This window comes from Undibacterium sp., assembly GCF_030683615.1.
Taxonomy (GTDB): Bacteria; Pseudomonadota; Gammaproteobacteria; order Burkholderiales; family Burkholderiaceae_D; genus Undibacterium; species Undibacterium umbellatum.
Genome location: NZ_JAUXQE010000021.1, coordinates 199489 through 211368 on the forward strand (window position 1 = coordinate 199489; position 11880 = coordinate 211368).

The 11880-nt window shown below is 49.0% G+C and carries 11 protein-coding genes; 3 read left to right on the forward strand and 8 right to left on the reverse strand.

The features are described from left to right. Positions 1–352: 352 nt before the first annotated feature. On the reverse strand, positions 353–580 hold the full coding sequence (locus Q8K39_RS10430) for a hypothetical protein (RefSeq protein ID WP_186951405.1): 228 nt from the start codon (positions 578–580) through the stop codon (positions 353–355). Between the two features lie 239 nt (positions 581–819). Here Q8K39_RS10430 and imuA point away from each other — a divergent pair, with 239 nt between their 5' ends. Genes imuA through Q8K39_RS10445 form a run of 3 tightly spaced genes read left to right on the forward strand, consistent with a single transcriptional unit; the run spans position 820 to position 6186 of the window. Continuing rightward, positions 820–1548, forward strand: coding sequence for a translesion DNA synthesis-associated protein ImuA (imuA, locus tag Q8K39_RS10435; protein ID WP_305259945.1), 729 nt, complete (start codon positions 820–822; stop codon positions 1546–1548). Next, on the forward strand, positions 1523–3004 hold the full coding sequence (locus tag Q8K39_RS10440; protein ID WP_305259947.1) for a DNA polymerase Y family protein: 1482 nt from the start codon (positions 1523–1525) through the stop codon (positions 3002–3004). The genes imuA and Q8K39_RS10440 overlap by 26 nt, the downstream gene beginning before the upstream one ends. 17 nt (positions 3005–3021) lie before the next feature. Then, positions 3022–6186: an error-prone DNA polymerase gene (locus tag Q8K39_RS10445; protein WP_305259949.1), complete on the forward strand. Its 3165-nt coding sequence runs from the start codon at positions 3022–3024 to the stop codon at positions 6184–6186. A 188-nt stretch (positions 6187–6374) separates the two neighbouring features. Here Q8K39_RS10445 and Q8K39_RS10450 read toward each other — a convergent pair whose 3' ends face one another. From Q8K39_RS10450 to Q8K39_RS10480, 7 genes are read right to left on the reverse strand one after another with little or no spacing between them, the layout of a single operon-like run. After that, positions 6375–7046, reverse strand: coding sequence for an ankyrin repeat domain-containing protein (locus tag Q8K39_RS10450; RefSeq protein WP_305259951.1), 672 nt, complete (start codon positions 7044–7046; stop codon positions 6375–6377). A 20-nt stretch (positions 7047–7066) separates the two neighbouring features. Continuing rightward, a complete protein-coding gene (locus Q8K39_RS10455; protein WP_186951400.1) occupies positions 7067–7846 on the reverse strand; it encodes a TatD family hydrolase in 780 nt (259 codons plus the stop codon). Positions 7847–7906: 60 nt separating this feature from the next. Beyond that, positions 7907–9067 (reverse strand): lipid-A-disaccharide synthase, encoded by a 1161-nt coding sequence (lpxB, locus tag Q8K39_RS10460; protein WP_305259953.1) that lies wholly within the window; start codon positions 9065–9067, stop codon positions 7907–7909. A 6-nt stretch (positions 9068–9073) separates the two neighbouring features. Further along, positions 9074–9862, reverse strand: a complete 789-nt coding sequence (gene lpxA / locus Q8K39_RS10465) for an acyl-ACP--UDP-N-acetylglucosamine O-acyltransferase (protein ID WP_370868589.1) — start codon at positions 9860–9862, stop codon at positions 9074–9076. 3 nt (positions 9863–9865) lie between these two features. Beyond that, positions 9866–10327: a 3-hydroxyacyl-ACP dehydratase FabZ gene (fabZ, locus tag Q8K39_RS10470; RefSeq protein WP_186951399.1), complete on the reverse strand. Its 462-nt coding sequence runs from the start codon at positions 10325–10327 to the stop codon at positions 9866–9868. Then, positions 10320–11381, reverse strand: a complete 1062-nt coding sequence (gene lpxD, locus Q8K39_RS10475; RefSeq protein ID WP_305259954.1) for a UDP-3-O-(3-hydroxymyristoyl)glucosamine N-acyltransferase — start codon at positions 11379–11381, stop codon at positions 10320–10322. The genes fabZ and lpxD overlap by 8 nt, the downstream gene beginning before the upstream one ends. Before the next feature lie 5 nt (positions 11382–11386). After that, positions 11387–11863, reverse strand: coding sequence for an OmpH family outer membrane protein (locus tag Q8K39_RS10480; RefSeq protein WP_305260323.1), 477 nt, complete (start codon positions 11861–11863; stop codon positions 11387–11389). Positions 11864–11880 lie beyond the last annotated feature (17 nt).

Below are 11880 nucleotides of genomic sequence, written 5' to 3' on the forward strand. Positions count from 1 at the left end.
TGTGATGCAGTTCATGCTCATTCGTTGGGGCAAAAGCACCTACGCTCATACCCTGAAAGATACCCAGTTTTGTTGACGCTATCTAGCTTGGAGCGCAATACAGGGATGTTAAGAAGCATTGTTGACGTATAACAGATAATGCATGCCCTGCCCCTGGCCATTTCTTGTGTGCTCAGGATTTGCAATTGGACGTTAAGTGTTCAATTGTATATTCACTAAAAATTGATATCTTACAGAACTGGACTTTCCTGAAGTAAATATATCTGAACAATGTGACGGATATATTTGCTACCAAGAGTTATTTGTTCAATTGTGGAATGTATTTAATAGCCAGCTTAAGCATGACTCATTGCTACCAATTAGCTTTGGATAAAATAATCAGCCATTTACGGAACATCAGTATTTCCAGGTGCCCAGCTTGTATGCCTGTACTGCAATCTAGTACAGGATTGACATAGTAAGAGCGCTGTCTAAAGTCGCGGCAGACAAATATTTCGCGACGACCCAGACGCATCAGAAATGATGTCGGGGCGAATTGCAAGCTGAAGCGTGTATCAAAGGACTGTTCGAGGTTTGCCATATTCAATCTCCATATCGGTTGGTATGTGATAGAGGAACGGTCATCAAGACATCCATGCGTTCATCCATGGAGCGAACTTTATCACAAACAACTGTATGCGCAATCAGTAATTTGTAAAGCTGTGGTTTTCTCATCTCTCTGTATTTTTTTCCTCCAGTCACGTAGCACCGTCACATAAAATAAACTTTGAAGTCTGCCGCCATATTACATATACTGTACGTTTAATCAGTATATGTAATATGCCCTACGTTTCCTCACTTCCTCCTGAACACATACACCCCGCATTGTGGCGTGCATCGCAACTGGCGCGTGGTCAGGGTGGCTATTTGCCCAGTGGTTATGCTGAACTCAATATTGAACTGCCCGGAAATGGCTGGCCGCAGGGGCAATTAACCGAGATTTTGTTACCGCAGATTGGCACTGCCGAGCTCAGTCTACTCAAACCCGCCTTAAGTCAACTTGATGGCCGTCCCATTGCTTTGTTGACACCGCCTTATGTACCGCAAGCATTGGTTTTTGCAAGCACAGGCTTGCAGCCATCGCAGTTGATATGGATACGCTGCCACAAACATGTTGATGCCCTGTGGGCGGCAGAGCAGGTGCTGCGCAATAGCAGTTGTGGCGCGCTGTTATTCTGGACATCCAGCATCCGTAGTGAAGCTTTGCGTCGTTTGCATCTGGCAGCGCAAAGCTCAGAGACTTTATTTTTTTTAATGCGTGACATGCGAGCTGCGCAGCAAGCCTCTCCCGCGCCCTTGCGATTGAGTGTACAAGCCACTCAATATGGCCTGGAGCTGAGCATTCTCAAGCGCCGTGGCAGCCAGCGCGATGCGCCGCTGGCATTGCATGTGCCAGATCATCCTTATTTGTATGCCTATGCTCACCCAGGCAAAGAAAAACTTGCGACAAACTATGGTAACTTGCCCTCCACTGTGGATAGCCGTGCACCTGCCTTTACTCCAGCTTGAGGTGTTTGTCACTCCCTTGCTTGCTCAGCAAGAGACGCAAGTCAGTGTCATTCTCCATCACGGGCGGGTAACGTCCATGTCTGAGTCAGCGAATCATATGGGTATACGTTTGAACATGCGCACGGGCGGCGTGCAAATGCTGTGCGCTGGTGCAGAGTGCTATCAACGTGATCAAATTAAAGAAAAGCTGGCATTACAGGCGGTGGCAACTACGTTGCTGCAATACTCACCACAAGTCTGCCTCGCAGAAGATGATTGCATACTGGTTGATATCAGCGCAAGCCTGAGTTTATTTGGTGGCATACGTGCTTTGCGTAAACGTGTGCAAGAGAGCATGCGCATTTTGGGTTATACAGCAACCACAGGCATAGCCCCCGTTGCCAGGGCTGCCTGGCTGTTGGCCAAGGAAGCATCACGTAAACTACTCAGAGGACAGCACGTTTTTAAAATGCAGCGATTAACGCAACGCCTGGACAGACTACCAGTCAAATTGCTCACTGCGGCGCAGCCTTTGACTGAGTTATTACAGGGCATAGCCTGTTATAGCTTGAGAGATTTACGGCACTTGCCTCGCCCCGGCCTGCAAAGACGCGGAGGCAAGGCTTTACTCATAGAACTGGATCAAGCCTATGGCGAGCAGGCCGAGGTGCATGAATGGTATCTCGCAGCGCCAGAATTCAAAGTCAAAATGGAATTACCAGACCGTATAGAGCAAGCAGAATCACTACTAATCTTTGCCCGCAGCTTGCTGGCGCAGTTGTTGGGCTGGCTGGCAGCGCAGCAACTGGCAGTGACGCATATACACATGGAGTTATTGCATGAGCGTGGTCGCCAGGCCATCCCGCCGACCATGTTTGACTTGCATCTGGCACAAGCATGCTGGCAAGAATCGCATCTACTCAGCTTGTTCAAAGAAAAGTTGAGCCAGCTAAAACTGCATAGTGCCGTCATCGGCATGCTGTTGGAAGTAAAGCAGACCATATTGCGCGAGGCGCAAAGCTATACCTTGTTTCCTGAACCCGGTGGGCAGGAAAATGAACATAAGCGCTTACTTGAACTCTTGATTGCACGTCTGGGCGAAGATAATGTCTTGCAGCCGGCACCGCATGCAGACCATAGGGCGGATATTGCCAATCACTGGATTTCTGTCATCAAGAAACCCCCACCGCCCTGCCCTGCTCACGCATTGGCAGGCTATGTCTTGCGCCCCAACTGGTTGTTACCGCAGCCGCTGGCGCTGGACATTCACGAGCATCGTCCCTATTACGGATCAGAATTGAAACTTGTTTCTCCGGCTGAGCGCATAGAATCCGGCTGGTGGAATGAGCAGATACAAACCCGGGATTACTACATCGCTGTCGATAAGCGCCATGTGCGCTACTGGATTTATCGCGAGCGAGCCAATGATCCTGAAAGTGAAGAGCCTGTCTGGTTCTTGCATGGTATTTTTGGATAGCATTTGGATATATCAACATGAGTGCCTTCCTGCCCGAATATGCCGAATTATTTTGCATGAGCAATTTCAGCTTCCTGCATGGAGCATCACATTCAGAAGAATTGGTGGCACGTGCCATTAAACTGGATTATCGTGCCCTCGCCATTACCGATGAGTGTTCCTTGGCTGGCGTGGCAAGAGCATATACAGCAGCAAAAAATACGGGCTTGCATCTCATCATCGGTGCCCACTTCAAACTGGAAGATATAGAAGCACCTGCAAGTAGTGTGCATCTGATTGCCCTTGCACAAAACCGCGAAGGCTATGGCAATCTCTCTGAAATGATCACCCTTGGGCGATGCCGGGCAACCAAAGGCAGTTACTTATTGACACCCAGGGACTTCGTCACGCCACCAACAGGTTTAGAGCATTTGTCTGGCTTGCCAGATTGCCTGTTGATACTGGTGCCAGCCTACCCGGCAGAAAGCGATGTACTGCTGAGACAAGCAAATTGGTTGAAGCAACACTTTCCTGGTCGTGCCTGGATAGGTTTGAATTTATTGATGCAAATTGCAGATGAATATCAAAAACAACAAGTTGATGCGGTAGCCGAGACCGTGCAATTGCCAGTTGTTGCAATTGGCCAGGTCACAATGCATGTCAGATCCCGCAAGCCCTTGCAAGATACGATGACTGCCATACGGCTGTGTCAGCCCATAACCGAATGTGGTTATGCGTTGGCGATGAATGCAGAGCAGCACCTGCGTTCCCGCTTGCGGCTGGCGACGATCTACCCGCTGCATTCCCTGGCTGAAACAGTGAAAATTGCCGAGCTGTGCAGCTTTTCATTGAATGAATTGCGCTATGAATACCCGCACGAGCTGGTACCTAAAGGATACACGCCTGCCAGTTATTTAAAGTTGCAGGTGTATAAAGGAGCGCACTCGCGCTATCCACAAGGCTTGCCATCATCAGTAACCCACAAAATAGAACATGAATTGCACCTGATTAATGATCTTGCTTATGAGCCTTATTTTTTGACGGTGTTTGACATCGTTAATTTCGCCAGGAAAAAAGAGATTCTATGTCAGGGACGCGGCTCGGCAGCAAATTCTGTCGTCTGCTATTGCCTGCACATCACCGAAGTTAACCCAGAAACACATACCCTGCTATTTGAACGCTTCCTGTCAAAGGAAAGAGGTGAGCCGCCCGACATCGATGTCGATTTTGAGCATCAGCGCCGTGAAGAAGTCATGCAGTACATCTACGACAAATATGGACGTGATCGCGCTGCCCTTGCGGCCGCAGTACACACCTATCACCCACGTGGCGCCTTGCGTGATGTGGGAAAGGCCTTGGGCGTAGATCTTGCGATTGTTGATGCCGTAGCAAAATCGCATCGCTGGTTTGATAGCAAGCAAGAGTTATTTCAACGATTTACTGAATGCGGCCTCGATACCAACTCGCCTATAGCCCAGCAATGGGCTCTGTTGACAGGGAAATTGCTGCGTTTTCCGCGTCATCTATCCCAGCACAGTGGTGGCTTTGTCATCGCACGCGGCAAATTATCCAGGTTGGTGCCTATAGAAAATGCGGCGATGGAAAAACGCAATGTGATCCAATGGGATAAAGATGATCTTGAATCTCTAGGTTTGCTCAAGGTTGATGTGCTGGCCCTTGGCATGCTGTCGGCATTGCGCCGTGCTTTTAACCTGATGGCTACATTGCCAGGTAAGCCTAAGTGCATGCAGGATGTCCCAAGGGAAGACTCGCTGACCTATGACATGATTTGCAAGGCAGATACCATAGGTGTGTTTCAGATTGAATCCCGTGCACAGATGAGTATGTTGCCGCGCCTAAGGCCCAGACAATTTTATGATTTGGTGATACAAGTTGCCATTGTGCGGCCGGGTCCTATACAAGGAGGCATGGTGCATCCGTATCTGCAAAGGCGTCAGGGCAAGCAACCTATAGAAATCCATGAAAACCCAGGCATGCGGGCAGCGCTGGAGCGTACGCTGGGGATACCTATTTTTCAGGAGCAAGTCATGCAGATCGCAATGCATGCGGCGGACTTTACGCCGGGGGAAGCAGATGGTTTGCGCCGCGCAATGGCAGCTTGGAAGCGTAAAGGCGGGCTGGAAGCGTATGAAGCCAGAATAGTGGAAACCATGGTCAAGAATGGCTATGAGCGTGATTTTGCTCAAGGGATCTACGAGCAAATGAAGGGGTTTGGTGATTATGGCTTTCCTGAAAGCCATTCTGCCAGCTTTGCCATCCTGGCGTATTTCAGTAGCTGGATCAAGCGCCATGAACCTGCCGTTTTTTTATGTTCACTGTTGAATTCGCAACCCCTGGGATTTTATTCACCCTCGCAATTGATACAGGATGCACGCCGTCACGATGTGCAAGTCAGCGCAATCGATGTGACTTGCAGTAATTGGGATTCTTCACTTGAGGCTGAGACGCAGCTCAATAAATTTACCGGGACCATGCAACCTGCTGTGCGCATGGGGTTTTCTCTGCTATATGGCATGTCCAAGGATGCAGCTTTGCGTATCACGCAGGCACGTCAGGAACAAGCCTTTGATGATGCGCATGATCTGGCAAAACGCGCGCAATTAAGCCAACATGATTTGCATATACTGGCAGCAGGTAATGCCTTGTCAAGCTTGGCCGGACATAGAAGGCAGGCACTGTGGCAGGCAGTAGGTGCAATACCGGACAAGGATTTGTTGCGGGCCACCAGCATACAGGAGCAAGTGCCACAACTGAAAGCACCTTCAGAAGCACAGGAAATTTATAGCGATTATCATGCGACCGGATTCAGCCTGCAGCGCCATCCCCTTGCCTTGTTGAGACCACAATTACTGGCCAAACGCTTCTTGCCAGCAGAAATGCTAAATACTTTTCAACAAGGGCAATTTGCCCGTGGCTGTGGCCTGGTTACAGTAAGGCAAAGACCACAGACTGCCAAAGGCGTCATCTTTATCACCATAGAAGATGAGACTGGCCCGGTGAATGTCATTATTTGGCCAAATGTACTGGAAAAGCAGCGTAGCGAAGTTTTGAGTGCACCGCTGTTGGGCGTATATGGTATCTGGCAATGTGAGGCGGAAGTCAGGCATCTGGTTGCCAAACGTCTGGTAGATATGTCACACCTCCTGGGGCAACTGGAAGTAGGTAGCAGGAATTTTTGCTGAACTCACCTACCCTGCAAAGACGCGATAATTACTTTTGATTATCTTCAGGCAGAGTCAGGCGACCGGTATGATAATCATAGTTGTATGACTCTCCAAAACGACCCCATTCGACCACAACTTCGAGTGCCCGTTTTACCTCATCAGCTTTCAAGAAGTCCTCCTTCAAATATCAGGCGCGTGAACACCAACTATTTTTTGTTGGCCTGCATGCGTGCTTTCAAAATGGCTGCTATTTCTCTTTGCTCTACGTCGATAGCAAAGTCGAGTGCATTTAAACCCAGATCATTTTTTAAGTATGGGTCAGCACCCTCTTCCAGCAGTAAACCGACGATGATATGTTTGCCAGAGCGAGCTGCCATCATCAGAGGGGTAGTTTTATTTGGTGATTCAGCATCAATATAGGCGGAGCTTTCCAATAATAAAGCGACGATATTCTTATCGCCACTTACTGCCGCATAATGCAATGCTGTCCAGCCAACTTGATTGATCTCTGCGCCCCGCTCTACCAGTTTTTTCACGACGGGGAAGTCGCCTAAATAACTGGCCAGCATCAAGATGGTATCGCCATTACTGGCTCTGGCTTCAAGTTTGATGTCCTTGTGATCGAGTAAGACCTGAAAAACTTTCTTCGAGTTTTCACGCAATGCAATCATCAGTAAAGTTTCGCCACGTATAGATTCTGTGGCATTGACACTCAGACCGCGTTTGACCAACTCACTGACTTTGTTTACGTCGTCGAAGCGTACCGCAAAAAGCAGGTCATCATGATCATCAGCAAAAGCACAGGCAGAAGAGAGCCACAATAGCAAACAAGCCACGCAACGCAGATTAAATTTCCCAGAAAAGGATGCGGATGACAAGACTGTTTGCATATCAGGACTCAATGAGCAAATTGAAACAATTGAAAGAAATTTCTGGTCGTAGTTTCCTGCACTTCTTTGACGGAGATACCTTTCAAATCTGCCAGAAATTCACCCACATGACGGACAAAACCGGGTTCATTCATTTTGCCGCGATGCGGGGCTGGTGCTAGGTAAGGCGAATCAGTTTCTATCAAAATACGCTCAAGAGGCAAGGCTTTGGCTACTGCCTGCAAATCTTTGGCGCTCTTGAAGGTCAGGATGCCGGAAAAAGAAATATAAAACCCCAAATCTACTGCTGCTTGCGCAACTTCCAGTGACTCTGTAAAACAATGCATGACGCCAGCAACACCACCCTGAGCTGTGCCTGCGCCCTCTTCCTGCATAATGCGTATGGTATCTTCCGCCGCTGCACGGGTATGAATGATCAAGGGTTTGCGACAAATGCGGGAGGCGCGGATATGCTGCCTGAACCGTTCGCGTTGCCACTCCAGGTCACCCTTCAATCTGAAATAATCAAGACCGGTTTCACCGATGGCAATAATTTTGTCGTGATCGGATAGCCTGACCAATTGCTCTGCTGTTGGCTCTTCTGTTTCTTCGTAGTCAGGATGTACGCCTACTGACGCATAAATGTGTGGATACTGTTCAGCCAATGCCAGAACTTGCGGAAAATCAGGCAGATCAACCGAGACGCATAGCGCGTGGGTCACCCCATTTTCCTGCATCTTGCCCAATATCTCTGGCAAACGTTCAGCCAGTTCGGGAAAATTGATATGACAATGGGAATCAACGTACATGCTTGCTACTCTTCAAGTGAATCTGGCGTGTAACCATATCGGCAAACCGGGACTAAAGCCTCATTTTGCTGAAATTAATTGTAATACGGCTTGCGCCGAGACGTTGGCGGTATCGCGCGAGAGGGAATGGTGCATATCGACGAAGCGCTGCTTCAGTCGCTCCTGCAAGGCTTCATCACTCAACTGCTGCCACAATGCATCAGCCATTGCATCTGGCCTGGCTGCTGATTGCAAAAATTCTGGCACCAGGAATTCACGCGCAAGAATATTCGGCAAGCCTATCCAGGGCTGGTAACCCATATGGCGCAATATCTGCCATGAGGCTTCCATCATTTTGTAGGCAATCACCATGGGCTTTTTGAATAAGGCCACTTCCAGCGAGGCTGTACCAGAAGCAACCAGTACCGCATCCGCTGCTGCAATGGCAGTATGCGAACGGCCATCTATCAGCAAAACTGGTACATCATCCAGCCTGGCGTCAACCACCAGTTTGATGTAATAGCTGCGCTGCTTGTCGCCTGCCATGGGCACGACTATCTGAAGCTGCGGATCACGCTGGCATAGGATTTTTGCTGTTTGTATGAATGCTTCAGTATTGTATTTGATCTCGGACATGCGGCTGCCTGGCAAGATCGTCACCACCCTGGTATTTTTATCCAGGCCCAGCTCGTCCCTGGCCGCTGCCATGTCCGTTTCCATGGGAATGACTTGTGCCAGCGGATGACCTACATAGGTCACTGGTATGCCAGCCTTGCGGTATATCTCTTCTTCAAAGGGAAATACTACCAGCATATGAGAAACTGCTTCGGCAATCTTTTTGATGCGACCACCACGCCAGGCCCAGATCGATGGGCTGATGTAATGCATGGTGGGAATGCCAGCACGCTTTAACTGGATTTCCAGATCCAGGTTAAAGTCTGGCGCATCGACACCGATGAAAACATCTGGCTTTTCCAGTAACAACTGTTCACGCAATTGCTTGCGTATGCCACTGATTTCACGGTAATGCGCCAGCACTTCAAACAGGCCGCGCACGGACAGCTTTTCCATGGGCCAGTCATTGATGAAGCCATGTTCAGCCATGCGCGGGCCGCCTATGCCGTGCATATGGGCATCTGGCAAGGCCGGGCGCAAGCCGGACAAGAGACGGTTGGCCAGCATGTCGCCAGAGGTTTCTCCGGCGACCATGGCAATGATGGGGCGATTAGCTTGAGTTGTCACAGCAGCTTAACGAACGATGCCGCGTGTCGCAGCATCCAGGAAATGGCGCATGGATTGCACGTGAAGGGCCACATCTGCTTCCAGTTCAGCAATTTGCGCATCTATTGCTGCCTTGGCTTCTTCCAGAGTCAAACCGGATTTATAGATCAGCTTATAAGTCTGACGTATGGCTGAAATTTGTTCGCGGCTAAAGCCACGACGCTTCAAACCTTCGACATTAATGCCATGGGCAGCCGCCGGGTTACCATTCAACATGACGAAGGGTGGTACGTCCTGCAGCAAAGAAGTACCCATGCCGCACATGGCATGCGCACCTATCTTGCAGAATTGATGAACATTGGTAAAACCGCCCAAAATCACCCAGTCACCAACTTGTACATGACCAGCCAATGCAGCATTGTTGGCGAATATGACGTTATTACCGACTTGGCAGTCATGCGCCAGATGCACATAAGCCATGATCCAGTTATCGTTACCCAGACGGGTCACGCCATTATCCTGAACTGTGCCCAGGTTGAAAGTGCAAAATTCACGGATAACATTGTTGTCGCCAATTTCCAGACGCGTAGGCTCACCCGCATACTTTTTGTCTTGCGGCGCTGCACCTATGGACGAGAACTGGTAAAAAGTATTGTTGCGGCCTATCGTCGTATATCCTTCAATCACGACATGCGGGCCTATCTTGGTCCCCGCTGCTATCGTTACATTGGGACCGATAATGGAATAGGCACCCACTTCAACTGAGCTATCCAGTTGAGCCTTGGGGTCAATCAGCGCGCTTGGGTGGATGTGCATTATTTAGCTCTCCTTGGCTTCTTCTTTCGTACGCATGGTGCACATCAGTTCACCTTCTACTGCCAATTGGCCATCAACAGTTGCCCTGGCCTTGTATTTCCAGATGCCGCGGGCAACCTTGATGATTTCTACTTCCATCTTCAACTGGTCACCAGGTTCAACTGGACGCTTGAAACGTGCGCCATCAATGCCAAGGAAATACACGATGGTATTTTCATCCGGTTTTTGGCCCATGGTCAGGAATGAGAGTATGGCAGCAGTTTGTGCCATCGCTTCTATCATCAATACGCCAGGCATGACGGGTTTATTCGGGAAATGTCCGTTAAAAAACTCTTCATTCGCCGTGACATTCTTGATGGCGGTAATGGTCTTTCCGTTTTCCCAGCTCAGCACACGATCCACCAACAACATCGGGTAACGGTGTGGCAGATATTCTTTGATTTGATTAATGTCCAGGCTATTCATGATCTTTTTCAGTCAGTGTTTTAATTGTTTTTTCGAGAGCGCGTATTTTTTCTCGCATACCCGACAAATTACGTACGATGGCAGCAGTTTTTTCCCAATCAGCATTTTTTGCCAAAGGATAAAAGCCAGTATATTGCCCAGGCTCAAGAATAGAGCGTGACACCATGCTGGCAGAGGAAATGTGCACATTGTCGACGATGGTCAAGTGTCCCAACACCATGGCTGCACCACCAAATGTGCAATATTTGCCTATCTTGGCACTGCCTGCTACGCCTACGCAACCTGCCATGGCAGTATGCGCACCTATGTGGCAGTTATGGCCTATTTGTATCTGATTATCCAGCTTCACGCCTTCTTCTATGATGGTATCAGCCAGAGCACCGCGGTCTATGCTGGTATTCGCACCAATTTCGACATCGTCACCGATCACCACTCTGCCCGTTTGCGGGATTTTTATCCATTGACCTTTTTCATTGGCAAAGCCAAAACCGTCAGCACCTATGACAGCGCCAGAATGAATGATGCAACGTTGTCCCAGGACGCAGTAATCATAAATGCTGACATTCGCATGGATCAGGCTATTGTCACCGATCACCACACCACGACCTATCACAGCACCTGGTTTGATGACAACATGCTCACCAATCACCGCTTCAGCATCGATGCTGGCATTTGCGCCTACACTGGCAGTTGCTGCAACGACGGCCATCGGATTGACCCAGGCAGCAGGATGCACGCCTGTCACTGCAGGTATGGCATTGAGTGAGGCAAAGTATTGCGCTGCTCGTGCAAAGTAGACATATGGCTGGGGAACTATCAGGCAAATGCCAGCATAGTTTTTTCCAATATGCTCGAAATCAGCCTGCGTCAATATCAAGGCTGCGGCCTGCGTAGCTGCGGCTTGAAGACGTAATTTGGGATTGGATAAAAAAGTAATATGCTGTTCACTGGCTTCACTCAGAGGGGCAATGCCAGTGACAGTAATTTCAGGTGAACCAGTCAATTGACCACCGAAGCGATCGACCAATTCACCTAGCCGAATGCTTGCGGTCATAGGAATTATTTAGAGAGTGCTTTGAGAACTTTGTCAGTAATGTCGATACGGGCACTATGATAGACAGAGTCTTGCAAGACCAGATCAATTTTTTCAACTTCTGCGATTTGCTTGATCACTTTTTGCGCACGCTCTACAAGTGACGCAATCTCTTCATTCTGACGCTGATTCACATCTTCGTTGTAAGATCGTTGCTTGCGTTTAAAGGTTTGGTCCAGCTCAGTGATCTCACGTTGGCGTACAACACGGTCCGCTTCTGACAATAAAGGCGCATCTTTCTCATACTTTTCAGCTGTTGCCTTTAATTTCTTTGCCAAATTTTCCAACTCTTCGCCACGCTTTTGAAATTCAACTTTCAGTTTGGCTTCTGCCGCTTTTGCTGGCACGGATTCTCGCATCACCCTTTGAGAATCAAAGATAGCTATTCTGGTGTCCTGCGCCTGAGCTTGAGCCACGCTGAAAACGCAAGCCGCACAAACCATCAAGCGTTGCAACAATT